The sequence below is a fragment of the Pseudomonas sp. RGM2987 genome (assembly GCF_022952855.1).
Taxonomy (GTDB): Bacteria; Pseudomonadota; Gammaproteobacteria; order Pseudomonadales; family Pseudomonadaceae; genus Aquipseudomonas.
Genome location: NZ_JALJDX010000186.1, coordinates 12,246 through 36,992, shown reverse-complemented (window position 1 = coordinate 36,992; position 24,747 = coordinate 12,246). Strand labels below are relative to the sequence as shown.

Below are 24,747 nucleotides of genomic sequence, written 5' to 3'. Positions count from 1 at the left end.
GCTTTCGCGAGCAAGCCCGCTCCCACAATGGTTTTTCGTCGACTGTCACAGCCGAGCCAGGCTTGAGTTTTTTGAAGTGTCGAAAGTCGTCAAAATCCCCACCACCGCCATACAGACCCCACGCAACCCTCAGCTATACTCCCCAGCATTTTCAAAGTGCCTGAGGTTTTCCTGTGAAGAACTGGACGTTGCGCCAACGCATCCTGGCGAGTTTTGCAGTCATCATCGCCATCATGCTGCTGATGGTGGTGGTCTCGTATTCACGGTTGTTGAAAATCCAGGACAGCGAGGAAAAGGTGCGGGCCGATGCGGTGCCAGGGGTGTATTACAGCTCGATGATTCGCGGCGGCTGGGTCGATAACTACGTGCTCACCCAGCAGATCGTCGGCCTCTCGGGGAACCGCGAGATCACCGCCGAAGACAAGGCCCGCTACCAGGGTTTCGAGCAGCACCTGCGCGAGGAAATACAGAACTATCAGCAGCTGATCCAGAACCCGGCCGACCAGGCATCTTTCGACGAGTTCGAGACCAATCACCAGGCGTTCAACCTGGCCATGGCCAAGGTCCTGGATCTGTACCAGCGTAAGGAATATGACGCGGCGCGGCAGGCGTTGGATAAGGAGCTGACGCCGGCCTGGATCGGCGGCCGTACCCACTTGAATCACATCATCGAGCGCAACCGTGAGCTGGCGGAAAACGCCACTCAGACCATCGATGACGCGGTGACGGCGGCCAAGGTCGCCATGGGCCTGTCGTTTCTCGTCGCGCTGGTCATCGCCTTGCTCTGCGGCCTGCTGTTGATGCGGGCGATCATGGCGCCGATGAACCGCATCGTCGAGATCCTCGAAGTCATGCGCACGGGCGACCTGAGCGGGCGCCTGAACCTGGCGCGCAAGGACGAGTTCGGCGCAGTGGAGACCGGTTTCAACGACATGATGACCGAGTTGACGGCGCTGGTGTCCCAGGCCCAGCGTTCCTCGGTGCAGGTCACCACCTCGGTGACCGAGATCGCCGCCACCTCCCGCGAGCAACAGGCCACGGCCACCGAAACTGCCGCCACCACCACCGAGATCGGCGCGACCTCCAGGGAAATCGCCGCCACCTCCCGGGATCTGGTGCGCACCATGACCGAAGTGTCCACCGCCGCCGACCAGGCCTCGGTGGCCGCCGGCTCCGGCCAGCAAGGCCTGGCGCGTATGGAAGAAACCATGCACTCGGTGATGGGCGCCGCCGACCTGGTGAACGCCAAGCTGGCGATCCTCAACGAGAAGGCCGGCAACATCAACCAGGTGGTGACCACCATCGTCAAGGTGGCTGACCAGACCAACCTGCTGTCCCTCAACGCCGCCATCGAAGCCGAGAAGGCTGGCGAATACGGGCGCGGTTTTGCCGTAGTCGCCACGGAAGTGCGACGGCTGGCTGACCAGACGGCCGTGGCCACCTATGACATCGAGCAAATGGTCCGTGAGATCCAGTCCGCTGTCTCGGCGGGCGTGATGGGCATGGACAAGTTCTCCGAGGAGGTGCGCCGGGGCATGGCCGAGGTGCAACAGGTGGGCGAGCAACTGTCGCAGATCATCCATCAGGTCCAGGCCCTTGCACCGCGGGTGTTGATGGTCAACGAAGGCATGCAGGCCCAGGCCACCGGCGCCGAGCAGATCAACCATGCGCTGGTGCAACTGGGCGATGCCAGCAGCCAGACGGTGGACTCCCTGCGCCAGGCCAGTTCCGCCATCGACGAGCTGAGCCAGGTGGCCGTGGGGCTGCGCAGCGGCGTCTCGCGCTTTAAAGTCTGATGGGCGAATTCGAGACCAGGCGCGGTGCGGCGCCGGCGGCCCGCCAGGCGTTGTTCCTGGTGTTCTGCATCGGCGGCGAACGCTACGCCCTGCAAGCCATCGATGTCGTGGAAGTGCTGCCGCGCCTGTCCCTCAAGCCCATTGCGCGGGCGCCGTCCTGGGTGGCGGGTGTGTTTGCCTGGCGCGGGACCGTGGTGCCGGTGCTCGACCTGTGTGCCCTGACGTTCGGCCAGCGCGCCGAGGCCCGTACCAGCACGCGCCTGGTGCTGGTCAACTATCGGCCCGACGCCGAGCCAACCGGGCGGGTATTGGGACTGATCCTTGAGCAAGCCACGGACACCCTGCGCTGCGACCCAGCGGATTTTCAGCCCTATGGACTGGAAAACCGCGAGGCACCGTATCTCGGCCCGGTGCGCGAAGACGCCCAGGGATTGCTGCAATGGGTGCGGGTCAATGATCTGCTGGATGAGTCGGTCCGCGCCATGTTGTTCCCCACGCCAGCGTTGAACCTCGATGACCTCGAGGCCGGGACATGAACAACGACCAGCGGTTTTTCGATTTCCTCAAGGAGCGCATCGGCCTGGATGTGACCTCCGTCGGCACCGCCATCATCGAGCGGGCGTTGCGCCAGCGTACTGCTGCCGTGCCCGGGCGAACCGCCGACGAGTATTGGCAGTGTCTCCAGCACTCGACCCAGGAGCAGCAGGCGTTGATCGAGGCGGTGATCGTTCCGGAGACCTGGTTCTTTCGCTATCCCGAGTCCTTTGCGACCCTCGCCAGGCTGGCAATCAAGCGCCTGGCCGAGATCAAGCACCTGCGGGCCTTGCGCATCCTCAGCCTGCCGTGTTCCACCGGTGAAGAACCCTATTCCATTGCCATGGCTTTGCTTGACGCCGGCCTGGGGCCCCATCAATTCAAGGTGGACGGGCTGGACGTCAGCCCCGCGTCGGTGGAGCGTGCCAGGCAGGCGCTGTATGGCCGGAACTCCTTCCGTGGCGCAGACCTGGTGTTCCGCGAACGGCATTTCACCGCCGAAAACGAGGGCTATCGCCTCAGCGAACGGGTGCGTGAACAGGTCCGTTTGCAGGTGGGCAACCTGTTGGATCCGGCCTTGCTGGCGAACGAAGCGCCCTACGATTTCGTGTTCTGTCGCAACCTGCTGATCTATTTCGACCAACCGACCCAGCAGCAGGTGTTCGAAGTGCTCAAGCGCCTGACGCATCAGGATGGCGTGTTGTTTATCGGCCCTGCCGAGGGCAGTTTGCTGGGTCGGTTGGGCATGCGCTCGATCGGCGTTGCCCAGTCGTTTGCCTTCAGTCGCCAAGGCGCGCCCGAACCGCAGCCGATACCGGTCCTGGTGCCCACCCCGTTGCCGATTCGCCCGCCAGCGGCCCGGGTCGTTCCGCCGGTGATCCGGCCTCGACCGTTCGCCGCCAGCCCCGTGCCAATTACCGAACCCAAGGGCAGCGACGCCGCCACCTTGCTGGCGCAGATTGCCGCCCTGGCCAACAGCGGCAAGAGCGCCGAGGCCCGTGCCGCCTGTGAACACTACCTGCGCAACCATGAACCCAAGGCCCAGGTCTTCTATTGGCTGGGGCTGCTCAGCGACATGGCCGGCAGTGCGCTTGAAGCCCAGGGTTTTTATCGCAAGGCACTTTATCTCGAACCGCAGCATGCCGAGGCCCTGGTGCATCTGGCGGCGCTGCTGGCTTCTCAGGGAGACGCGGCCGGAGCCCGTCGATTGCAGGATCGCGCCGTCCGTAGCGGGCGCGCGGCAGACAGTGAGCGTAAACGATGAGCGGTTCGGCTTCTTACAATGCCACCCATGACGATGCCCAGGCCATCGACGATTGCTGGAACCGCATCGGGGTGCACGGCGACAGATCCTGCCCACTGCTGGCCGAGCATATTCATTGCCGCAACTGCTCGGTGTACTCGGCCGCCGCGACCCGGCTGCTGGACCGCTATGCCTTGCAGCAGGAGGACCGGGACCTGGCCCGCGCTCCGCTGGACAGCGAGATTGTCACGCGTTCGCTGTTGATGTTTCGCCTCGGCGAGGAGTGGCTGGGCCTGACCACTCGCAGCCTGGTGGAAGTGGCGCCGTTGCAGCCGATCCATTCCTTGCCCCACCAGCGCTCGCGTGCCTTGCTTGGCGTGGCGAACGTGCGCGGCGCCCTGGTGGCCTGCCTGTCGCTGGTGGAACTGCTGGACCTGGAACCGGGCGCGGCGGCGCAGGCCGGTGGCAGGATCATGCCGCGCATGTTGATTGTCGCCGCCAAGGGCGGACCGGTGGTGGTCCCGGTGGACGAAGTGGACGGCATCCACGCCATCGACGAGCGGATCCTGGCGAGCGCTTCGCAATCGGCAGGCAAATACACCCGCGGCGTGTTGCATTACAAGGGACGCAGCCTGCGTTGGCTGGACGAGGAACAGCTGCTGTCCGCCGTGACCCGGAGCCTGTCATGACCCCTGACCAGATGCGCGACGCCTCGTTGCTCGAACTGTTCAGCCTGGAAGCCGAGGCCCAGGTCCAGGTGCTCAGTACTGGATTGCTGGCCCTGGAACGTGATCCGACCCAGGCCCAATACCTGGAGTCGTGCATGCGCGCGGCGCACTCACTCAAGGGCGCGGCGCGCATCGTCGGGGTGGACGCCGGGGTCAGCGTGGCGCACGTCATGGAAGATTGCCTGGTGGGGGCCCAGGAGCGGCGCCTGGTGCTGAGTGCCGAACACATCGATGCCTTGCTGCGAGGCACTGACCTGCTGACGCGTATCGCCACGCCGGGCAACGACGTCGGCGTGCCGGACATTGACGCCTATGTGGCAATGATGACGCGCCTGGTTGATCCGGAGGCGGCGCAGATTCCGCTACTGGCGCAGACTCCGGAGGCGGCGCCGGCCACCATCGAGACGCCCGTCGAGCCGGTGCGTATCGAGGTGCCTGGAGCGGTGCCCGATGTGCCAGTGGAACCGGCTCCCCGCAACAGGCGGATCACCGACAGTGGCGAGCGAGTTCTGCGCGTCACGGCTGAACGCCTCAACAGCCTGCTCGACCTGTCGAGCAAATCCCTGGTGGAAACCCAGCGCCTGCAACCCTGGCTGGCGGCGATGCAGCGGCTCAAGCGCCAGCAAAGCAACGGCCTGCGAGCCCTTGAAGAACTCAACGTGCACCTCAAGGACCATGCCCTGAGCCTGCAAGCCCAGGAAGCCCTCGGCGATGCCCGGCGGCTGCTGGCGCAAACCCAGCAATTGCTGGCGGACAAGACCGCCGAGCTGGACGAGTTCGCCTGGCAGGCCGGCCAGCGCGCGCAGGTGCTGTATGACACGGCGCTGGCTTGCCGCATGCGTCCGTTTGCCGATGTGCTCTCGGGCCAGGTGCGCATGGTCCGTGACCTCGGTCGCAGCCTGGGCAAACAGGTGCGCCTGGAAGTCGAAGGCGAGAAAACCCAGGTCGACCGCGACGTGCTGGAAAAACTCGAAGCGCCGCTGACCCACCTGCTGCGTAACGCGGTCGACCATGGCATCGAGAACCCGGAGCAACGGGTGCTGACTGGTAAGCCCGCCGAGGGCCTGATTCGCCTGCGTGCCTCCCATCAGGCCGGCCTGCTGGTACTGGAACTGGCGGACGACGGCGCCGGCGTGGACCTGGAAAAGGTCCGCCGCAGCGTCGTCGAGCGCGGCCTTTCTCCGGAGCACGCCGCCGCCAGCCTGAGCGAAGAGGAGCTGCTGACCTTCCTGTTCCTGCCCGGTTTCAGCCTGCGGGACAAGGTCACCGAAGTCTCGGGGCGTGGCGTGGGCCTCGATGCCGTCCAGCACATGGTCCGGCAATTGCGCGGTGCGGTGGTGCTGGAGCAGACGGCGGGCGAGGGCAGTCGTTTCCATCTCGAAGTGCCGCTGACGCTGTCGGTGGTGCGCAGTCTGGTGGTGGAAGTCGGCGGTGAAGCCTACGCCTTCCCCCTGGCCCACATCGAGCGCATGTGCGACCTGGCCTCGGAGGACATCGTCCAGGTCGAGGGGCGCCAGCATTTCTGGCACGAAGGCCGGCATGTCGGGCTGGTCGCGGCGAGCCAGTTGCTCAATCGCCCGGCGACCCAGAACAGCGGCCAGACCCTCAAGGTCGTGGTGATCCGCGAGCGCGAGACGATCTACGGCGTGGCGGTGGAGCGGTTCATTGGCGAGCGGACCCTGGTGGTGCTGCCGCTGGACGAACGCCTGGGCAAGGTCCAGGACATTTCCGCCGGGGCCTTGCTGGACGACGGTTCGGTGGTATTGATCATCGACGTCGAAGACCTGCTGCGTTCCGTGGATAAATTGCTCGACACCGGGCGCCTGGAACGCATCGCCCGGCAGAACCAGGCCCAGACCCCGCGCAAACGGATCCTGGTGGTGGACGACTCGCTGACCGTGCGCGAGTTGCAACGCAAGCTGCTGCTCAATCGCGGTTACGACGTGGCGGTGGCGGTGGACGGCATGGACGGCTGGAACGCCTTGCGTTCGGAGGACTTTGACCTGCTGATTACCGATATCGACATGCCGCGCATGGACGGCATCGAGCTGGTCTCACTTTTGCGACGCGACAACCGCCTGCAATCGCTGCCGGTGATGGTGGTGTCCTACAAGGACCGCGAAGAAGATCGCCGCCGTGGCCTGGACGCCGGAGCCGACTATTATCTAGCCAAGGCGAGTTTCCACGACGACGCCTTGCTCGACGCCGTGGTTGAATTGATTGGAGGGGCCCGCGCTTGAAGATCGCCATCGTCAATGACATGCCCCTGGCGGTCGAAGCCCTGCGCCGTGCCCTGGCATTCGAGCCGGCGCACCAGTTGGTCTGGGTGGCCGCCAACGGCGCCGAAGCGGTACAACGCAGCGCCGAATACACCCCGGACCTGATCCTGATGGACCTGTTCATGCCGATCATGGATGGCGTGGAGGCCACCCGGCGGATCATGGCCGAGAATCCGTGCGCCATTGTGATTGTCACCGGCGACAGCCAGCAGAACGTCCACCGCGTGTTCGAGGCCATGGGCCACGGCGCGCTGGATGTGGTGGATACGCCGGCCCTCGGGGTCGGCAACCCCCAGGACGCCGCGGCGCCGCTGCTGCGCAAGATCACCAACATCGGCTGGCTGATCGGCGAGCGCAACAAGCATGAACGACCGGCGCAGGCGCCCCAGCGTGCTGCCGTGTCGCGCAACAGCCTGTTGGCGATCGGCTCATCGGCGGGTGGGCCGGCGGCCCTGGAGGTGCTGCTCAAGGCGCTGCCCCGGGATTTCGAACCGGCCATCGTGCTGGTCCAGCATGTGGACGAGGTGTTTGCCGGTGGCATGGCCGAATGGCTGAGCAGTGCGTCGGGCCACCGGGTTCGCCTGGCGGTGCACGGCGAGAGACCGCAACGCGGCACGGTGCTGCTGGCCGGGACCAATCATCATCTGCGTTTGTTGAAGGATGGCACCCTGGCCTACACCGCCGAGCCGGTGAACGAGATCTATCGGCCCTCCATCGACGTGTTCTTTGAAAGTGTCGCCCAGTTCTGGAGCGGTGATGCGGTTGGCGTCTTGCTCACCGGCATGGGCCGCGACGGTGCCCAAGGGCTTAAACTCATGCGCCAGCAAGGCTGCGTGACCATCGCCCAGGACCAGCAGAGCAGTGCGGTGTACGGCATGCCGAAAGCGGCAGCCGCCATCGACGCTGCCGTCCATATCCTTGCCCTGGACGATATCGCGCCACGGCTGTTGAAGATTTTTACCCAATGACCAAGCCCCCGGCAGCCTTGCCCCCTAGCCGTACTCAGGTAAGCCCCATGAATGAATTACAGCTCGACGACTTCAAGAGCGATGAAAATGCCGCCATGGTCCTGCTCGTCGACGACCAGGCCATGATCGGCGAGGCAGTGCGGCGCGGGCTGGCGGATGAAGAGAACATCGACTTCCATTTCTGTTCCGACCCGTACCAGGCCGTTGCCCATGCGATACGCATCAAGCCGACGGTGATTCTCCAGGACCTGGTGATGCCCGGCCTCGATGGCCTGAGCCTGGTGCGTGACTACCGTAATCATCCGGCCACCCAGGATATTCCGATCATTGTCCTGTCCACCAAGGAGGACCCGCTGATCAAGAGCGCGGCGTTCGCGGCCGGGGCCAATGATTACCTGGTGAAGTTGCCGGACAACATCGAGCTGGTGGCGCGCATCCGCTATCACTCACGCTCCTACATGATGCTGTTGCAGCGTGACGCGGCCTATCGCGCCCTGCGGGTCAGCCAGCAGCAACTGCTCGACACCAACCTGGTGCTGCAACGGTTGATGAACTCCGATGGCCTGACTGGCCTGTCCAACCGCCGACACTTCGACGAGTACCTGGAGCTGGAGTGGAGGCGGGCGATGCGCGACCAGAGCCAGCTGTCGCTGCTGATGATCGACGTGGACTATTTCAAATCCTACAACGACAACTTCGGTCATCTGGATGGCGACGAAGCCCTGCGCAAGGTCGCCACGGCGATCCGCGAGGCCTGTAGCCGGCCCTCCGACCTGCCGGCCCGTTACGGCGGCGAAGAGTTCGCCCTGGTCCTGCCGAGTACTTCACCCGGCGGCGCGCGGCTGATGGCCGAAAAACTCCGGCAGACCATCGCCGCCCTGCAAATCCCCCACGCCACGCCGGACGGCGGCCACCACCTGACCGTCAGCATCGGCGTCTCGACCGTGACCCCGCAGCAGGGTGGCGATTGCCGGCAACTGATTTCGGCGGCGGACAAAGGGCTGTACATGGCCAAGCACAATGGGCGCAATCGGGTGGGGGTTGAGTAGCGCCATGCGGACGAAGACACTTCTGTGGCGAGGGAGCTTGCTCCCGCTGGGGCGCGAAGCGGCCCTCGCTTTTCCGGCAGTCGGAATCCATCGCCTGGCCGTCATTGCGTCTGCTGCGCAGCCGAGCGGGAGCAAGCTCCCCCGCCACGGGAACAGCACAAGAACTGCACATTGGTGCCCCTAAAGCCGCCAGGCGGGCTGCCGCTGGCGCTTGATTACGTTATACTCGCCGGCTTTCAAAAGTTCGCCAACGAGTGCTGCCCGCCATGGAAATCAACCCGATCCTGAACACCATCAAGGACCTGTCCGAGCGCTCCGAAACTATTCGGGGGTATCTTTGACTACGATCAAAAGCATGAGCGTCTGACCGAAGTCAATCGCGAGCTTGAAGATCCGAGTGTCTGGAACAACCCTTCGTATGCCCAGGAACTGGGCCGCGAGCGTTCTGCCCTGGCGCAGATCGTCGAGACCCTGGACGAGCTGTCCAGCGGCCTGGCCGATTGCCGCGACCTGCTGGACATGGCTGTCGAAGAAGAAGACGAGGGTGCGGTCGGCGATGTCGTCGCCGAGCTGACACGCCTGGACGAGTCCCTGGCCAAGCTGGAATTCCGTCGCATGTTCAGCGGCGAGATGGACATGAACAACGCGTACCTGGACATCCAGGCCGGTTCCGGCGGCACCGAAGCCCAGGACTGGGCCAACATCCTGCTGCGCATGTACCTGCGCTGGGCCGACAAACGCGGTTTCGACGCGACCATCATGGAACTGTCGGCCGGTGAAGTCGCCGGGATCAAAGGTGCTACCGTGCACATCAAGGGCGAATACGCCTTTGGCTGGCTGCGCACCGAGATCGGCGTGCACCGCCTGGTGCGCAAGAGCCCGTTCGACTCCGGCAACCGTCGCCACACCTCGTTCTCGGCGGTGTTCGTTTCGCCGGAAATCGATGACAACATCGAAATCGAGATCAACCCGGCGGACCTGCGTATCGACACCTACCGCTCTTCCGGCGCCGGCGGCCAGCACGTCAACACCACCGACTCGGCCGTACGGATCACCCACGTACCGACCAATACCGTGGTCAGTTGCCAGAACGAGCGCTCCCAGCACGCCAACAAAGACACCGCGATGAAGATGCTCCGGGCGCGCCTGTACGAGCAGGAAGTGCAGAAGCGCAACGCGGCGTCCCAGGCCCTGGAAGACACCAAGTCCGACATCGGCTGGGGCCACCAGATCCGGTCGTACGTGCTCGACGCCTCGCGGATCAAGGACCTGCGCACCAACATCGAACGCAGCGACTGCGACAAGGTGCTCGACGGCGACATCGACGAATACCTGGAAGCGAGCCTCAAGCAAGGCCTGTAAAAGATGCAACACGGGATCGACTGACACACTGCGATCCCTGTGGGAGCGGGCTTGCCCGCGATCCCCAGCCGCAGGCTGGGGGCAACGAACCTGTGATGGAATCCTTAAAGACATGAGCGACCTAGAACTCGACCCGCAAGCCCTGCAACAGGAAGAAAACTCCCTGATCGCCCTGCGCAAGGAAAAGCTGGCTGCCGAGCGCGCCAAGGGCCAGGCCTTCCCCAACGACTTCCGCCGCGACTCGTACTGCGACGCCTTGCAGAAGAAGTATGTGGACAAGACCAAGGAAGAGCTGGCCGAGGCGGCGATTCCAGTCAAGGTGGCTGGTCGCATCATGCTCAACCGTGGTTCGTTCATGGTGATCCAGGACATGACCGGGCGCATCCAGGTCTACGTCAACCGCAAGACCCTGCCGGAAGAAACCCTGGCCGCCGTCAAGACCTGGGACCTGGGCGATATCATCGCCGCCGAAGGCACCCTGGCCCGTTCCGGCAAGGGCGACCTGTACGTCGAAATGACCAGCGTGCGCCTGCTGACCAAGTCCCTGCGGCCGCTGCCGGACAAGCACCACGGCCTGACCGACACCGAGCAGCGCTATCGCCAGCGCTACGTCGACCTGATCGTCAACGAAGACGTGCGCCAGACCTTCCGCGTGCGCTCGCAGGTTATCGCCCACATCCGCAGCTTCCTGATGAAGCGTGACTTCCTCGAAGTCGAGACGCCGATGTTGCAGACCATTCCTGGTGGTGCGGCGGCCAAGCCGTTCGAGACCCACCACAATGCCCTGGACATGGAAATGTTCCTGCGCATCGCCCCGGAGCTGTACCTCAAGCGCCTGGTGGTCGGTGGCTTTGAAAAGGTCTTCGAGATCAACCGCAACTTCCGTAACGAAGGCGTTTCGACCCGGCACAACCCCGAGTTCACCATGCTCGAGTTCTACCAGGCCTACGCCGACTACGAAGACAACATGGACCTGACCGAAGAGCTGTTCCGCGAGCTGGCGCAGCTTGTTCTCGGGACCACCGACGTGCCGTACGGCGACAAGGTGTTCCACTTCGGCGAGCCGTTCGTGCGTCTGTCGGTGTTCGACTCGATCCTCAAGTACAACCCTGAACTGACTGCCGATGACCTCAACGACATCGACAAGGCCCGCGCCATCGCCAAGAAAGCCGGCGCCAAGGTGCTCGGCTTCGAAGGCCTGGGCAAGCTGCAAGTGATGATTTTCGAAGAGCTGGTCGAGCACAAGCTGGAGCAGCCGCATTTCATCACCCAGTACCCGTTCGAAGTCTCGCCGCTGGCCCGTCGCAACGATGAAAATCCGAGCGTGACCGACCGTTTCGAGCTGTTCATCGGCGGCCGTGAAATCGCCAACGCCTACTCCGAGCTCAATGACGCGGAAGACCAGGCCGAGCGCTTCATGGCCCAGGTGGCCGACAAGGACGCGGGCGACGACGAGGCCATGCACTACGATGCCGACTTCGTGCGCGCCCTGGAGTACGGCATGCCGCCGACCGCCGGTGAAGGCATCGGCATCGATCGCCTGGTGATGTTGCTGACCAACTCACCGTCGATCCGGGATGTCATCCTCTTCCCGCACATGCGGCCTCAAGCGTAAGTGCTTCAATTAAAAAGCCGCCTGGAAGGGCGGCTTTTTATTGCCTGTCTGGTACAAACGTATCAAATGGTTACTTGTGAAACAGCGAGGAAAGACCTGTCGTGAATCGTGCAATGGCTTCAGAAGGTGCAGCGGGCGTCGCCACGGCTGTCGCTGAAAGTGTTCAATACCAGGGTCGCAAGGCCAGCCGGCAGGGCAGTGAGCAGCGTCGCCAGGAAATTCTCGACGCGGCCATGCGCATCGTGGTGCGCGACGGCGTACGGGCGGTGCGCCATCGCGCCGTGGCCGCCGAAGCGGGTGTGCCGTTGTCGGCCACCACTTACTACTTCAAGGATATCGATGACCTGCTCACCGATACCTTCGCCCAGTACGTGGAGCGCAGCGCGGCGTTCATGGCCAAGCTGTGGACCAACAAGGAAGGCCTGCTGCGGGAAATGGTCGCCTACGGGGACGGCAGCGCCGGATCCCGTTCGCAACTGGCAGACGATATGGCGCGGCTGGCCGCCGACTACGTGCAGCATCAGTTGCACACCCGTCGCGAATACCTGATGGCCGAGCAGGCCTTTCGCCAGGAAGCGCTGCTCAACCCGCGGCTGGCTGAACTGGTGCGTTCCCACCAGCAGATCCTGTTGCAAGGTACCTGTCAGATTTTCCAGGTATTAGGCTCGCGTGATCCGCAACAGGATGCCAAAGTGTTGACGGCGATTATCGGACGGATGGAATATCAGGGCTTGCTCAATGGCGCCGAGCCGGTGGCCGATGAAGACATGCTCGGCATCCTGACCCGCTACATGCACCTGGTATTGGCGTCTGTCTGAAACACAGGCCCCCTTGTGGCGAGGGGATTTATCCCCGCTGGGGCGCGCAGCGGCCCTGAAACCTGGCTCCTCAATGCGTCATTTTGATTGAGTCGCAAGTTTTGGGGCTGCTGCGCAGCCCAACGGGGATAAATCCCCTCGCCACAGTTGCCATAGGGAGTTCCAATGAAAGCCTGGCGTGCCGTTGTACTGGCCGTTTCCTTGCTGCTGATCAGCGGCTGTCTGGTGTCATTCAAGGCACCGTTGCCCGACAGCGAAGCCGCGCCTAAGGGCCTGCTCGGTCACTGGACCAGCACCAATGCCTGGGGCGAGCCGCTGAACCTTGAGCTCACCCAGGTCAGCAAGCACCATTACCAGGCCATCAGCTACTTCCGGGCCCGACCTCAGGAGCGCGAAGCCATCCCCCTGACCGTGTCCCGGCATGGCAGTCGTTGGTACCTGTCGGCCAAGGTGCCGGCCCGATTCGGAGGCCATTACATCATCGCCGGCTTTGAATTGACCGATCAGCAGGAGTTGGTGGTCTACAACCTGGACCTGGAACAGATCAGCCAGGCCATCGGCCAGAAGCGGCTCAGCGGCCAGGCGAACCCGAGCGATGAAGGTGATGGCGTGCTGGTGGACAGCGACATGGGCGCGGTCTTCAGTTACCTCGATGATCCGGCCAATTCCGATGTGTTCTCCGAGGCCGTGCGCTACCGACGGCTGGACAAAACCCAATAACGCAGCAGGCAGACGTTTTTTCACAGGAGTTACGGGTGGACGATTACCAGCAGACGATACGCACCTTGTCCGATCGCATTGTGCTGGCGCAAACGCCGATTCGCATCCTCGATGCGGTGAAGTGGGACGAGAACATCCGCAAGGGGTTTCTCAAGGCCAAGGGCAAGGAAATGCCTGCGGTGGACCGCGACTATTACCTCAATCGACCGCTGTCCTTCGATTCCAGCAAAGTGAAGCTGGAGTTCCAGAACATCGAGCGCGACATCACCCGCCAACTCGGGCAGTTCAACCCGGTGGGCCAGATCATGCGCCGCATGTGCAAGGAGTACCGCATGGTGGTGCGCATGCTCGAAGCCCGCGGCACCGAGGATTTCGGGCTGATTTCCCAGGAACTGTATGGGGCTGCGTCCGACGCGTTCCATGCCGGCGACCCGACCCTGGCCGACCTGGGCCTGATGCTGTCCGATTACCTGAACAACATCGATGGCCGTGGCGACCTGAAGGACGAGCCGAAGGTGCTCAACGCCCAGGAGGCCGTCAACCTGCTGCAACATCGCTTGAACCGGGTCTTCGGCGAAGCCGAGGAAACCATCCGCGTGTTCGAGTCCGATGGCATCGTGGCCGACGCGGCGGCGGGTGCCGACTACATCAAGATCCGCACCGATGCGATGTTCAACGAGCGCGACGTGCGCGCCCTGGAGGTCCATGAAGGGCTGGTGCACGTCGGCACCACCCTCAACGGCCTGAACCAGCCGATCTGCACCTTCCTGTCCAAGGGCCCACCCTCGTCCACCGTGACCCAGGAAGGCCTGGCGATCCTGATGGAGATCATCACCTTCGCCTCCTACCCGAGTCGGCTGCGCAAACTCACCAACCGCACCCGTGCGATCCACATGGTCGAGGAGGGCGCCGACTTCCTGCAGGTCTTCGAATTTTTCCGTGAGCAAGGCTTCGAGATGGCGGAAAGCTACGGCAACGCCAGTCGGGTTTTCCGTGGCTCGGTGCCGACCGGTCTGCCATTTACCAAAGACTTGTCCTACCTCAAGGGCTTCATCATGGTTTACAACTACATTCAGCTCGCCGTGCGCAAAGGCAAGCTGGAGCAGGTGCCGCTGCTGTTCTGCGGCAAGACCACCCTTGAAGACATGCGTACCTTGCGGCAACTGGTGGATGAAGGCCTGGTGGTACCGCCCAAGTACCTGCCCGAGCAGTTCCGCGACATGAACGCGCTGTCGGCCTGGATGTGCTTCTCCAACTTCCTGAACCATCTGAGCCTGGATCGGATCGAAGCGGATTATTCCAATATCCTTTAAACATCTCGCTGTCCAATTGTGGGAGCGGGCTTGCTCGCGAATACGGTGTGTCAGTCACCCATTAGGTAGCCGACCTGACGCCTTCGCGAGCAAGCCCGCTCCCACAAAAGGACTGTGTTTCAACTTCAAGTTTTACGAGGTTCACCGGATGCGAACCCTCGGCATTCTTTGCCTGCTGCTGGCCCTGAGCGGTTGCAGTTCGCTGCTGTTCTACCCCGAGCGCGGCCTGCCGTTTACCCCGGAGCGGGCCAGACTCGACTACCGTGACGTGACCCTGACCACCGCCGACGGTCTCAAGCTCCATGGTTGGTGGCTGCCGGTCAAAAAAGGCGTCGAGGTCAAGGGCACGGTGCTGCACCTGCACGGTAATGGCGGTAACCTGGCCTGGCACCTGGGCGGCAGTTGGTGGTTGCCGGAGCAGGGTTATCAGGTGTTGATGGTCGACTACCGCGGTTATGGCGTGTCCGAAGGCGAGCCGAGCCTGCCGGCGATCTATCAGGATCTCGACGCCGCGTTCAACTGGCTGGACCAGTCGCCGCAAGTCCAGGGCAAGCCGCTGGTACTGCTCGGCCAGAGCCTGGGCGGTGCACTGGCGGTGCATTACCTGGTGGAGCATCCGCAGCGCCAGCGGCAACTCAAAGCCTTGGTGCTCGACGGCGTGCCCGCCAGTTATCGCGATGTCGGGCGTTTCGCCCTGAGTACGTCATGGCTGACCTGGCCGTTCCAGGTGCCGCTGTCCTGGCTGGTGCCGGACGGTGACAGCGCGATCAGTTCTGTGGCGCAACTGACCGATGTGCCAAAGCTGATCTACCACAGCCTGGACGACCCGATCGTGCCGCTTTCCAATGGCATCCGCCTGTATCAAGCTGCGCCACCACCCAGGGTGCTGCAATTGACCCGCGGCGGGCACGTGCAGACTTTCGCCGACCCGACCTGGCGCACCGTGATGCTGCGCTACCTCGACGATCCCCAGCATTTCGACGGCTTGCGCCGCCTGGGAGAAGTGCCGAATTATCCGAAATCACCCGTTGAATCCCCAGAGAGCCCGCAATGAGCGAAGAACGTAACGCCATCCCCCTGATCATCACCGGCATCTGCAGCATCCTCGGCACCGTTGCCGTGCTGTGGTACTACGGCTACCTGCACTTCGCCAAACCCGAGGATGCGTTGCGGCTCAACGAATTCACCATGCTCAAGACCGTGCCGGGCGAAGACTACAAAGTCTCCCTGGAGCCGGCGCCCCAGGTCGCGCAATGCATCGACGGCGTACTGGTGCTGTTCGACACCGAGCAGAAAGGCCTGACCGGCGTGCTGGTCAACGAGAAGAAACGTGCCGTGCGCTGCATGGGGCAGGAGACGCCGCAGAAGCTCCAGCCGTGACACGTATCAGGTGAGTGTCAGTGATCCTCTGTGGGAGCGGGCTTGCTCGCGAATGCAGTGTGTCAATCGATGCACAGGTCACTGACACATCGCCTTCGCGAGCAAGCCCGCTCCCACAGGGGAGAAGTGTACGGCCAATGAAAAGCCCCGCCTGATTGCTCAGGCGGGGCTTTTTCGTTGCCTTCAGCCGATCAGTTGGCGCTCAGGCTCGAACGCGGGGCGACGGGCTGGTTGTCGTTGGAAATGGTCACTTCCACGCGACGGTTCATGGCGCGGCCCGAGACGCTGGTGTTGTCGGCGACCGGGAATTCCTTGCCGTAACCCTGGGTCACGATACGGGCCGGATCGACGCCCATTTTCACCAGTGCCAGGCTCACAGAATTGGCGCGACGCTCGGACAGCGACTGGTTGTAGGAATCCGAACCGGTGCTGTCGGTGTAACCCTCGATGATCACCTTGCGGTCCGGATTTTCCTGGAGGAACTGCGCCAGTTTATTCACGTTAGATACGCCGCTGGCACGCAGGTCGGACTTGTTGGTGGCAAACAGCACGTCGCCGAAGGTCACCAGCGTACCGCGTTCGGTCTGCTTGGCGTTCAGGCTGTCCTGCAGTTGCTTGATCTGCGCGTTACGCGCGTCGAGCAAGGCGCGGGCGCGTTCGTCGCCGGCGTTTTTCAGCGCCGCTTCGGCGTTGCGCAGGGCGATGGTCTGCTTGGCCACTTCCACGCGCTGGTTGGTCAGGTAGGCCAGTTGGTCGACCTTGGCTTCGTCTTCCTTGTCCAGATAGGCCTTGTCGGCCTTGGCCAGGAAGTCGGCGGCGTCCTTGGTTTCCAGGGCCGCGACCTTGGTGGCGGCCGGGTCGGCCTGCAGGCCGTTGTAGTTGGTGCGAGCCTGTTCCAGGTTAGCGTTCGGGTCGTGGGAGCAAGCGGCCAGCGCTACGCAAGCGGCGAGCAGGGCGGGCATCATCAAATGTTTGTGCATCATAGTCTGTCGTCCTTTTATCAATGGGCAATACGTCGTGGCGGGAACGGGTTACTGAACCTTGTTCATGCCTTCCTGACGCAGTTCCTGAACCCCTTTCTGGGAATCCTTGAGCGCTTGTTCAGCCTTGGCGGCCTGGGCCTTGCGTTCGGCGACGCGGGCGTCCCACTCGGCCTGTTCGGCCAGACGCTTGGCTTCGTCGTATTTCTTGTCATGCATGGCCAGTTCGGCTTGCTTGAGCTTGTCCTGGGCCGACTTCATTTCCACAGCGGCGAACTCGGTACCACCGGCGCTCACGGCGCTGTTGACCGCCGACTGGGTCACCGCGTACTGCTCGGAAGGCGGATTGCCGGCGCAACCGGCCAGGATGAAGCTGCTACCGATAGCCAGGGCAGCCAACTTCAGGCCACGCAGGCCTGCGGATGAGGGTTTGGCAGTGCAGGTATTCATAGGCTTCAACTCCATTGGAAAACTCCTGAAAAAAACTACAGATCCATGCCGGGGCCTCAGCCATTGCGTCTAGGTGGGCGCTGGCGCCCAAGCGTGTTTATCAAACGACCGTTCCAGCATGGTTATTCGGTGTGACCCGAAGCTTTTTTCAAAAGTTCAGCGAAGATGGCCAATCGCCAAAAAGCAATTGCTGACTGATCGGTCAGTGCTGAAAAGCTGAACTTTTCCGGCGCGCAGCGGTATGCCCGGCACCTGTCGCGGGGGGGGGCAGGACGGTGCCGGGAGACGCATAGGGAAGGGGATTCAGTGCTTTGACTTGTCGGTCTGGGAGGTAAGTTGATGCAAGTGCCGACGGGACAAGGCGAGGAAGCGCGGGGTCGGGCCGACGTCTTCGTACAGCGGGTCGCCTTCCTCATCGGTGGAGACGACTTGCGAGCCCTTGACGTACGGAAAGCTCGCCTCCAGCTCTTCCAGCGCCGCGCCGATCAACTCACCCAACAGTTCTTCGGGTTGGCGCTTGGGGTACATGTCGCAGATCGCCGCCAGGCGTGCGGCGGCTTCCATGTCCAGATGAATCGTGTAGCCGGTCTGGGTCAGGCGACCCTTGGCGTTTTGTTCCCAGTGCTGGGCAAGCTCGCGGATTTTCATGATGACCTCAATCAGCCAGCTCGTGGCGGGCGCGGTGAGTGACAAGCCGTCGTGCGGCTTATTCTTGAGACTAGCTTTGTCCTACAAGGTTTACAGACCCTTCGTCGCTTGTCATAAACGTTCGGCATCGGCACTCTTTACCCATGCGTCTACCCCCGATAGCTGTCCGGACCTTTTTGCTGGAGAACTGCTGATGACCGATATCGATGCGCGCTTGCGCGAGGATGTTCACCTGCTTGGCGAACTGCTGGGCAATACCATCCGCGAGCAGTACGGGGACACGTTTCTCGACAAGATCGAACAGATCCGCAAAGGGGCCAAGGCCGACCGCCGCGGCTCGGTAGACGCCGAGCTCAGCGCCAGTCTCAACCAACTGAGCGAAGACGAATTGCTGCCCGTGGCACGGGCATTCAACCAGTTCCTCAACCTCGCCAACATCGCCGAGCAGTACCAATTGATCCACCGCCGCGAGGAATCGCAGCCGGCGCCCTTCGAGGCACGGGTCCTGCCTGAACTGCTCGCCCGGCTGCGGGCCGAGGGCCACGGCGCCGAGTCCCTGGCCCGGCAGTTGGGACGCCTTGAGATCGAACTGGTGCTCACGGCCCACCCCACGGAAGTGGCGCGTCGCACCCTGATTCAGAAATACGATGCCATCGCCGCGCAACTGGCGGCCCAAGATCACCGCGACCTGACCAGCGCCGAACGCACGCAGATTCACCAACGCCTGCAACGCCTGATCGCCGAAGCCTGGCACACCGAAGAAATCCGCCGCACCCGGCCAACCCCGGTCGATGAGGCGAAGTGGGGCTTCGCGGTGATCGAGCATTCGCTGTGGCAAGCCATCCCCAATTACTTGCGCAAGGCCGATCAGGCGCTGCATGCCGCCACCGGTCTGCGCCTGCCCCTGGAAGCAGCACCGATCCGCTTCGCTTCGTGGATGGGCGGTGACCGTGACGGCAACCCGAATGTCACGGCGGCGGTGACCCGTGAGGTCCTGCTGTTGGCGCGGTGGATGGCAGCGGACCTGTACCTGCGGGACGTCGACCACCTGGCCGCCGAGCTGTCCATGCAGAAGGCCAGCGAGGCCTTGCGTGCCCAGGCGGGCGACAGCGCCGAGCCTTATCGCGCCGTGCTCAAGCAACTGCGTGAGCGCCTGCGGGCCACGCGCAACTGGGCCCAGGCTTCTCTGAAGTCCGCCACCCCGGTCACCGCCGAGGTGTTGCAGAACAACCGCGAACTGCTGGATCCGCTGGAGCTGTGCTATCAGTCGCTGCATGAATGCGGCATGGGCGTGATTGCCGATGGGCCGCTGCTCGACTGCCTGCGCCGGGCGGTGACCTTCGGCTTGTTCCTGGTGCGCCTCGACGTGCGGCAGGATTCGACGCGCCATACCGCGGCCATGACCGAAATCACCGATTACCTGGGCCTTGGCCGCTACGAGGACTGGGACGAAGAACAACGCATCAGCTTTCTGCTGGAGGAACTGAATAACCGCCGTCCGTTGCTGCCGGCGCATTTCAAGCCGTCTGCCGACACCGCGGAAGTCCTCGCCACCTGCCGGGAAGTCGCTGCGGCGCCCGCGGCGTCCCTGGGGTCGTATGTCATCTCCATGGCCGGCGCGGCTTCCGATGTGCTGGCGGTCCAGCTGTTGTTGAAAGAGTCCGGCGTGCTGCGGCCGATGCGCGTGGTGCCGCTGTTCGAGACCCTGGCCGACCTGGACAACGCCGGGCCGGTGATCGAACGGCTATTGTTGCTGCCGGGCTATCGCTCGCGGCTGCAAGGGCCCCAGGAAGTGATGATCGGCTATTCCGATTCGGCCAAGGATGCCGGGACCACCGCGGCGGCCTGGGCGCAATATCGGGCCCAGGAACGCTTGGTGGACATCTGCCGCGAGCAGCAGGTCGAACTGCTGCTGTTCCACGGTCGCGGTGGCACCGTGGGGCGTGGCGGCGGCCCGGCCCACGCCGCGATCCTGTCCCAGCCCCCGGGCTCAGTGGCCGGACGTTTCCGCACCACGGAACAGGGCGAAATGATTCGTTTCAAATTCGGCCTGCCGGACATCGCCGAACAGAACCTCAATCTCTATCTGGCCGCCGTGCTGGAGGCGACGCTGCTGCCACCGCCGCCGCCCACGCCGCAATGGCGAGACCTGATGGACGAGCTGGCCACCGATGGCGTCAATGCCTACCGCGCCGTGGTGCGGGAGAACCCGCAATTCGTCGAGTACTTCCGTCAGTCCACGCCAGAGCAGGAGCTGGGGCGCTTGCCCCTGGGCAGCCGGCCGGCCAAGCGTCGGGCGGGCGGGATCGAGAGCCTGCGGGCCATCCCGTGGATCTTCGGCTGGACCCAGACCCGCCTGATGTTGCCGGCCTGGCTGGGCTGGGAAACCGCTCTGGGCAAGGCCCTGGAGCGCGGCGAAGGCGCATTGCTGGGCCAGATGCGTGAGCAGTGGCCGTTCTTCCGCACCCGCATCGATATGCTGGAGATGGTGCTGGCCAAGGCGGACGCCGATATCGCCCGTTCCTACGACGAGCGACTGGTGAAGCCTGAATTGCTGCCATTGGGTGCGCACTTACGCGACCTATTGTCGCAGGCCTGCTCCGTGGTGCTCGGGTTGACCGGCCAGTCGCAACTACTGGCACATAGCCCTGACACCCTGGAATTCATTCGCCTGCGCAACACCTACCTCGATCCGCTGCACCTGCTGCAAGCCGAACTGCTGGCACGCTCACGGCAGCAGGAAGTTGCCCAAGGCAGCCCCGTGGAACAGGCGTTGCTGGTGTCTGTGGCCGGGATTGCCGCCGGTTTGCGCAACACCGGCTAAAGTCAGATAGCGCACCGAAACAGCCCGCTCGCATGTCTGCGGGGTTGCCCGACGGGGGAGGGAACAGGTCGGCCAGGCGACAGTTTGTTGCCGGGTTGCGACGCTTGCAACCTCCTCCAAAGGTCGCGGCGGGCGCCGGTTCCTCCGACTTTCGGCGGCTTGTGTGGGTGGGGCCTGCTGTGTATCTTGATCAGCCTTTGGCCGTTTGGGCGGTCACCAACCAGTTTTGCGAGATTGGCCCCACGAGGCGAATCCGAGCGTTTACATAAAAAAATTGAGGAGCACATCGATGCGCGTCATTCTGCTGGGAGCTCCCGGGGCCGGTAAAGGCACTCAGGCAAAGTTCATCACCGAAAAATTCGGTATCCCGCAAATCTCCACCGGCGACATGCTGCGTGCCGCGGTCAAGGCCGGCACCGAGCTGGGCGTCAAGGCCAAGAGCATCATGGATGCCGGCGGCCTGGTGTCGGATGACCTGATCATTGCCCTGGTCAAGGACCGCATCGCTCAAGCCGATTGCGCCAATGGCTTTTTGTTCGACGGTTTCCCACGCACCATTCCCCAGGCCGAAGCCCTGGTAGAAGCCGGCGTGGAGCTCGATCACGTGGTCGAAATCGCTGTCGATGACGAAGAGATCGTCCAGCGTATCGCCGGTCGTCGCGTTCATGAAGCGTCCGGTCGTGTCTACCACACCGTGTACAACCCGCCGAAACTCGCCGGCAAGGACGACATCACCGGTGAAGAACTGGTGCAGCGCAAGGACGACACCGAAGAAACCGTGCGTCATCGCCTGTCGGTCTACCATTCCCAGACCAAGCCACTGGTAGCCTTCTATCAGCAGCTGTCGGCCAAGACCCAGGGCAAACCGAAGTACAGCCACATTGCCGGCGTCGGTTCGGTCGAAGCCATCACTGGCAAGGTACTTGAAGCGCTGAGCTGAAAAGTCTGATTGCAGCAATCATCCACGGCCCGCTTGCGGGCCGTAGTTGTTTATACTGGCGCACTTTTTTCCCACCTGATTTACGGACACACCGATGAGCACCTTGCTGGCCCTGGACACCGCGACTGAAGCTTGCTCTGTTGCCTTGCTGCACGACGGCAAGGTCACGAGCCATTACGAGGTGATCCCGCGCCTGCATGCCCAGAAACTCTTGCCGATGATCCAGCAACTGCTCGGCGATGCCGGAGTCACCTTGCAGCAAGTGGACGCGATTGCCTTCGGTCGTGGGCCCGGGGCTTTTACCGGCGTGCGGATTGCCATCGGCGTGGTGCAAGGACTGGCCTTTGCCCTGGAGCGCCCGGTGTTGCCGGTTTCCAACCTGGCGGTGCTGGCCCAGCGTGCGCTGCGTGAGCATGGCGCCCGCCAGGTAGCGGCGGCCATCGATGCGCGTATGGATGAGGTGTACTGGGGCTGCTATCGCGAAACCGACGGCGAAATGCGCCTGGTGGGTACTGAAGCGGTACTGCCACCGGAAGCGGCGGCATTGCCGGCGGGTGCTGACGGCGAGTGGTTCGGCGCCGGTACGGGCTGGGGCTACGGCGAGCGGATCGCCGTCAACCTCAGCGGCCGGGACGCAACTGCGCTGCCTCACGCCGAAGATCTGCTGGTCCTGGCACGCTTCGCCTGGGAACGCGGCGAAGCCATCCCGGCGGACGATGCGCAACCGGTGTATCTGCGCGATAAAGTCGCTGTTCCCAAGTCTGAGCGATAACCCCGAATTTCAGCGGGCAGCGTTTGTGGCGAGGGAGCTTGCTCCCGCTGGGTCGCGAAGCGGCCCCAAAAAAGCGATGAGCGCTTCGCACTCAAGCGGGAGCAAGCTCCCTCGCCACAGACGAATGCGTTTGCTCCCTCAAAGTCATTTCCCAGCCCTAAAGTCACACCCCATATCACCAGTCGTCATTTTTTCCCCGGGTTTTTAAACCTTTTTGACTTTATGTGTTCTAGTTATCACTTGCGCATTTGCGCGGCCGGGAGAGTGCCGCTAAATTGCCATCACTGATACCGAGCATTTTGTCATGCGTATAGACGGCGTTTCCTCTCAGTCCTACCCCATCAAGCGCAAGCCTCGTGCGAGCAAGGCTGCTGAGCCCGAGTTTTTCGATGACGTCGATGGCGAACTGGAAACCCCGTCCGAAGAGCAACTGGCTGCCCGCGCCGCCAAAGCTGCCGCACAGCGCCTGAGCAATCTTCCGGCCCGCCAGCAGGACATGCTGTATCACCGCTCCATGAGCCGCAGCGTGGCGACGGCCCTGGCCAGCTACCTGAGCACTGCCGGCTTCGTCGACTGGGATATGGAAGTGCTGGGTCTCGACCTCTACATCTGATGGTGTTGCCTTACTACCTGGGCTGCCCGTCCTGGAGCGAAAACGCCTGGCGTGACTATCTGTATCCCCAGGACGCCAAAAGCTCCGATTTCCTCAATCTCTATTCCCAAGTATTCAACGCCGTGGAAGGCAATACGACTTTCTACGCGAGCCCGTCTGCGACCAGCGTCCAGCGCTGGGCCGAGAGCATGCCCGAGCACTTTCGCTTCACCGCCAAGCTGCCCGGTGACATCAGCCACAATGGCGACTTGCGCGAGCACCAGACGGCCATCGAGACCTTCGTGCAATTGCTCAGCCCGTTGGGCCAGCGGGTTTCGCCGTTCTGGCTGCAGCTGTCCAAGGCCTTCACGCCCCATCGGCTGCCAGAGCTGGCAGGTTTTATCGATGCCTTCGAGGGACCGTTGGCGGTGGAAGTCCGCCACGCCGAGTTCTTTGCCAAGGGTGAGGCCGAGCGACGTCTCAATCGCCTGTTGCTGGACCGCGGTGTCGAGCGCATCTGCCTCGACCCTCGAGCGCTGTTCAGTTGCACCTCGACTGACCCCTCGGTGCTCCACGCCCAATCGAAAAAGCCCCGCGTGCCGCCCAGGCCCACGGCGTTCACCCAGTGCCCGCAGGTGCGCTTCATTGGCCATCCGGTGCTCGAAGCCAACGAACCGTTCCTGACCCCGTGGGTGGAGAAAATCGCCGGGTGGATCGAAGAAGGGCGTACGCCTTACATCTTCCTGCACACTGCCGATAACCGGCTGGCGGCAAAACTCGCGCAACATTTCCACAGTCGGTTGATGCGTCGATTGCCTGGCTTGCCGGCCTTGCCTGAGCTATACAGAGAGCCCGCCGCCGAGCAACTCGGTTTGCTCTGAGGCGTATCCTTCCCTGCCTCAGGAGCGAGCAACATGGACGCGCAAATTCGACGAGCCCAGGCCTTCAAGGCCCTGCATGAACGTGACGGGGCGTTTGTCATTCCCAACCCGTGGGATGCCGGCTCCGCCAAAATGCTTGCCACTCTTGGTTTCCAGGCGTTGGCGACGACCAGTGCCGGCCACGCGTTTTCCCTGGCGCGACCCGATGGTGCGTTGGGTCTGGAAGACACCCTGGCCAATGTCCGGGCAGTTGTGGCGGCCACCGAGCTGCCGGTGGCAGTGGATCTGGAAAACGGCTTTGCCGATGCGCCCGAGGATTGCGCCCGCAACCTGCTGCGTGCGGCAGAGGCCGGCGCGGTAGGCGGCTCAATCGAAGACGCCACGGGGCGCGAGGACAGCCCGATCTATTGCTTCGACCACGCCGTGGCGCGGGTCAAGGCCGCAGCCGACGCGGTGCGCAACTTGCCGTACCCGTTTCTGCTGACCGCCCGGGCGGAAAATTTCCTGCACGGCAATCCGGACCTGGACGACACGATTCGCCGTCTGAAAGCCTTCGCCGTAGCCGGTGCCGACGTGTTGTATGCTCCTGGGCTGAACAGCGCCGAGCAGGTGCTGACGGTGGTGCAGGCCGTGGCGCCGAAGCCGGTGAATGTGCTGATGTCCGGCGCGTTGGACCTGACAGTCGCGCAATTGAGCGAGCTGGGCGTCAAGCGCATCAGCGTCGGGTCGGCGCTGGCCTTGGCCGCGTACGGCGAATTCTTCCGGGCTGCCGAGGAAATCCAGCAGCAGGGCACGTTCACCTTCACTCGGCGTTCAATGCCGTTCAAGCAGGCCAACGAGCTGTTCAAGGGTTGA

Annotated in this window: 23 protein-coding genes; 20 read left to right on the top strand and 3 right to left on the bottom strand. The window is 63.1% G+C overall.

Features of this window, described 5'->3' with window-relative positions:
- Positions 1-173 precede the first annotated feature (173 nt).
- The 14 genes from RGM2987_RS12185 to RGM2987_RS12120 all read left to right on the top strand — a co-directional run bounded on the left by RGM2987_RS12185 (position 174) and on the right by RGM2987_RS12120 (position 15,805).
- A complete protein-coding gene (locus tag RGM2987_RS12185; RefSeq protein WP_245141286.1) occupies positions 174-1,796 on the top strand; it encodes a methyl-accepting chemotaxis protein in 1,623 nt (540 codons plus the stop codon).
- Positions 1,796-2,332 (top strand): chemotaxis protein CheW, encoded by a 537-nt coding sequence (locus RGM2987_RS12180; RefSeq protein ID WP_245141284.1) that lies wholly within the window; start codon positions 1,796-1,798, stop codon positions 2,330-2,332. The genes RGM2987_RS12185 and RGM2987_RS12180 overlap by 1 nt, the downstream gene beginning before the upstream one ends.
- Complete coding sequence (locus RGM2987_RS12175; protein WP_245141280.1) at positions 2,329-3,594, top strand: protein-glutamate O-methyltransferase CheR; 1,266 nt, start codon at positions 2,329-2,331, stop codon at positions 3,592-3,594. The genes RGM2987_RS12180 and RGM2987_RS12175 overlap by 4 nt, the downstream gene beginning before the upstream one ends.
- Positions 3,591-4,262: a chemotaxis protein CheW gene (locus RGM2987_RS12170; protein WP_245141278.1), complete on the top strand. Its 672-nt coding sequence runs from the start codon at positions 3,591-3,593 to the stop codon at positions 4,260-4,262. Before RGM2987_RS12175 ends, RGM2987_RS12170 begins: the two co-directional genes overlap by 4 nt.
- Positions 4,259-6,541, top strand: coding sequence for a hybrid sensor histidine kinase/response regulator (locus RGM2987_RS12165; protein WP_245141275.1), 2,283 nt, complete (start codon positions 4,259-4,261; stop codon positions 6,539-6,541). The genes RGM2987_RS12170 and RGM2987_RS12165 overlap by 4 nt, the downstream gene beginning before the upstream one ends.
- Positions 6,538-7,548 carry a chemotaxis response regulator protein-glutamate methylesterase gene (locus RGM2987_RS12160; protein WP_245141273.1) on the top strand — a complete coding sequence of 337 codons (1,011 nt, stop codon included), beginning with the start codon at positions 6,538-6,540 and terminating at the stop codon, positions 7,546-7,548. The genes RGM2987_RS12165 and RGM2987_RS12160 overlap by 4 nt, the downstream gene beginning before the upstream one ends.
- A gap of 47 nt (positions 7,549-7,595) precedes the next feature.
- Positions 7,596-8,597 (top strand): PleD family two-component system response regulator, encoded by a 1,002-nt coding sequence (locus tag RGM2987_RS12155; RefSeq protein WP_245141271.1) that lies wholly within the window; start codon positions 7,596-7,598, stop codon positions 8,595-8,597.
- A gap of 266 nt (positions 8,598-8,863) precedes the next feature.
- Positions 8,864-9,959 (top strand): peptide chain release factor 2 gene (gene prfB, locus RGM2987_RS12150; protein ID WP_245141269.1). Its coding sequence is split into 2 segments (ribosomal slippage): positions 8,864-8,935 and positions 8,937-9,959, totalling 1,095 coding nucleotides; the frame shifts between segments, so codons are not numbered across the junction.
- 112 nt (positions 9,960-10,071) lie between these two features.
- A complete protein-coding gene (gene lysS, locus RGM2987_RS12145; protein ID WP_245141267.1) occupies positions 10,072-11,574 on the top strand; it encodes a lysine--tRNA ligase in 1,503 nt (500 codons plus the stop codon).
- A 101-nt stretch (positions 11,575-11,675) separates the two neighbouring features.
- Positions 11,676-12,392: a TetR family transcriptional regulator gene (locus tag RGM2987_RS12140; protein ID WP_245141264.1), complete on the top strand. Its 717-nt coding sequence runs from the start codon at positions 11,676-11,678 to the stop codon at positions 12,390-12,392.
- A gap of 165 nt (positions 12,393-12,557) precedes the next feature.
- A complete protein-coding gene (locus tag RGM2987_RS12135) occupies positions 12,558-13,112 on the top strand; it encodes a hypothetical protein (protein WP_245141262.1) in 555 nt (184 codons plus the stop codon).
- Positions 13,113-13,147: 35 nt separating this feature from the next.
- The gene (locus RGM2987_RS12130) at positions 13,148-14,425 is read left to right on the top strand and encodes a flavohemoglobin expression-modulating QEGLA motif protein (RefSeq protein ID WP_245141260.1); all 1,278 of its coding nucleotides are present in this window, start codon (positions 13,148-13,150) and stop codon (positions 14,423-14,425) included.
- Between the two features lie 148 nt (positions 14,426-14,573).
- Entirely contained in the window at positions 14,574-15,479 is a 906-nt protein-coding gene (locus RGM2987_RS12125; RefSeq protein ID WP_245141258.1) for an alpha/beta hydrolase, read from the top strand.
- Positions 15,476-15,805, top strand: coding sequence for a hypothetical protein (locus RGM2987_RS12120; protein ID WP_245141255.1), 330 nt, complete (start codon positions 15,476-15,478; stop codon positions 15,803-15,805). The genes RGM2987_RS12125 and RGM2987_RS12120 overlap by 4 nt, the downstream gene beginning before the upstream one ends.
- Positions 15,806-15,996: 191 nt before the next feature.
- Here the strand turns inward: RGM2987_RS12120 and RGM2987_RS12115 are convergent, their stop codons facing one another.
- From RGM2987_RS12115 to RGM2987_RS12105, 3 genes are all read right to left on the bottom strand, one after another.
- Positions 15,997-16,785: an OmpA family protein gene (locus tag RGM2987_RS12115; RefSeq protein ID WP_245141314.1), complete on the bottom strand. Its 789-nt coding sequence runs from the start codon at positions 16,783-16,785 to the stop codon at positions 15,997-15,999.
- A 51-nt stretch (positions 16,786-16,836) separates the two neighbouring features.
- Positions 16,837-17,250 carry a DUF4398 domain-containing protein gene (locus RGM2987_RS12110; RefSeq protein WP_245141253.1) on the bottom strand — a complete coding sequence of 138 codons (414 nt, stop codon included), beginning with the start codon at positions 17,248-17,250 and terminating at the stop codon, positions 16,837-16,839.
- A 288-nt stretch (positions 17,251-17,538) separates the two neighbouring features.
- A complete protein-coding gene (locus RGM2987_RS12105) occupies positions 17,539-17,883 on the bottom strand; it encodes a pilin assembly protein (protein ID WP_245141251.1) in 345 nt (114 codons plus the stop codon).
- Positions 17,884-18,076: 193 nt separating this feature from the next.
- Here RGM2987_RS12105 and ppc point away from each other — a divergent pair, with 193 nt between their 5' ends.
- The 6 genes from ppc (at position 18,077) to RGM2987_RS12075 (ending at position 24,747) form a co-directional block, all read left to right on the top strand.
- Positions 18,077-20,707, top strand: coding sequence for a phosphoenolpyruvate carboxylase (ppc, locus tag RGM2987_RS12100; protein WP_245141249.1), 2,631 nt, complete (start codon positions 18,077-18,079; stop codon positions 20,705-20,707).
- 289 nt (positions 20,708-20,996) lie between these two features.
- The gene (gene adk / locus RGM2987_RS12095; protein WP_245141245.1) at positions 20,997-21,647 is read left to right on the top strand and encodes an adenylate kinase; all 651 of its coding nucleotides are present in this window, start codon (positions 20,997-20,999) and stop codon (positions 21,645-21,647) included.
- A gap of 94 nt (positions 21,648-21,741) precedes the next feature.
- On the top strand, positions 21,742-22,419 hold the full coding sequence (tsaB, locus tag RGM2987_RS12090; RefSeq protein ID WP_245141242.1) for a tRNA (adenosine(37)-N6)-threonylcarbamoyltransferase complex dimerization subunit type 1 TsaB: 678 nt from the start codon (positions 21,742-21,744) through the stop codon (positions 22,417-22,419).
- 304 nt (positions 22,420-22,723) lie between these two features.
- A complete protein-coding gene (locus tag RGM2987_RS12085; RefSeq protein WP_245141239.1) occupies positions 22,724-23,032 on the top strand; it encodes a hypothetical protein in 309 nt (102 codons plus the stop codon).
- On the top strand, positions 23,032-23,892 hold the full coding sequence (locus RGM2987_RS12080; protein WP_245141236.1) for a DUF72 domain-containing protein: 861 nt from the start codon (positions 23,032-23,034) through the stop codon (positions 23,890-23,892). The genes RGM2987_RS12085 and RGM2987_RS12080 overlap by 1 nt, the downstream gene beginning before the upstream one ends.
- A gap of 33 nt (positions 23,893-23,925) precedes the next feature.
- Positions 23,926-24,747: an isocitrate lyase/phosphoenolpyruvate mutase family protein gene (locus RGM2987_RS12075; RefSeq protein WP_245141234.1), complete on the top strand. Its 822-nt coding sequence runs from the start codon at positions 23,926-23,928 to the stop codon at positions 24,745-24,747.

Bases quoted from the DNA above. Each gene is read 5' to 3' on its own strand.
- RGM2987_RS12180 (WP_245141284.1), top strand. From the start codon at position 1,796: ATGGGCGAATTCGAGACCAGGCGCGGTGCGGCGCCGGCGGCCCGCCAG.
- lysS (WP_245141267.1), top strand. From the start codon at position 10,072: ATGAGCGACCTAGAACTCGACCCGCAAGCCCTGCAACAGGAAGAAAAC.
- tsaB (WP_245141242.1), top strand. From the start codon at position 21,742: ATGAGCACCTTGCTGGCCCTGGACACCGCGACTGAAGCTTGCTCTGTT.
- RGM2987_RS12175 (WP_245141280.1), top strand. From the start codon at position 2,329: ATGAACAACGACCAGCGGTTTTTCGATTTCCTCAAGGAGCGCATCGGC.
- RGM2987_RS12170 (WP_245141278.1), top strand. From the start codon at position 3,591: ATGAGCGGTTCGGCTTCTTACAATGCCACCCATGACGATGCCCAGGCC.
- adk (WP_245141245.1), top strand. From the start codon at position 20,997: ATGCGCGTCATTCTGCTGGGAGCTCCCGGGGCCGGTAAAGGCACTCAG.
- RGM2987_RS12105 (WP_245141251.1), bottom strand. From the start codon at position 17,883: ATGAAAATCCGCGAGCTTGCCCAGCACTGGGAACAAAACGCCAAGGGT.
- RGM2987_RS12135 (WP_245141262.1), top strand. From the start codon at position 12,558: ATGAAAGCCTGGCGTGCCGTTGTACTGGCCGTTTCCTTGCTGCTGATC.
- RGM2987_RS12155 (WP_245141271.1), top strand. From the start codon at position 7,596: ATGAATGAATTACAGCTCGACGACTTCAAGAGCGATGAAAATGCCGCC.
- RGM2987_RS12085 (WP_245141239.1), top strand. From the start codon at position 22,724: ATGCGTATAGACGGCGTTTCCTCTCAGTCCTACCCCATCAAGCGCAAG.
- RGM2987_RS12080 (WP_245141236.1), top strand. From the start codon at position 23,032: ATGGTGTTGCCTTACTACCTGGGCTGCCCGTCCTGGAGCGAAAACGCC.
- RGM2987_RS12120 (WP_245141255.1), top strand. From the start codon at position 15,476: ATGAGCGAAGAACGTAACGCCATCCCCCTGATCATCACCGGCATCTGC.
- RGM2987_RS12075 (WP_245141234.1), top strand. From the start codon at position 23,926: ATGGACGCGCAAATTCGACGAGCCCAGGCCTTCAAGGCCCTGCATGAA.
- RGM2987_RS12165 (WP_245141275.1), top strand. From the start codon at position 4,259: ATGACCCCTGACCAGATGCGCGACGCCTCGTTGCTCGAACTGTTCAGC.
- RGM2987_RS12115 (WP_245141314.1), bottom strand. From the start codon at position 16,785: ATGCACAAACATTTGATGATGCCCGCCCTGCTCGCCGCTTGCGTAGCG.
- RGM2987_RS12125 (WP_245141258.1), top strand. From the start codon at position 14,574: ATGCGAACCCTCGGCATTCTTTGCCTGCTGCTGGCCCTGAGCGGTTGC.
- RGM2987_RS12110 (WP_245141253.1), bottom strand. From the start codon at position 17,250: ATGGAGTTGAAGCCTATGAATACCTGCACTGCCAAACCCTCATCCGCA.
- ppc (WP_245141249.1), top strand. From the start codon at position 18,077: ATGACCGATATCGATGCGCGCTTGCGCGAGGATGTTCACCTGCTTGGC.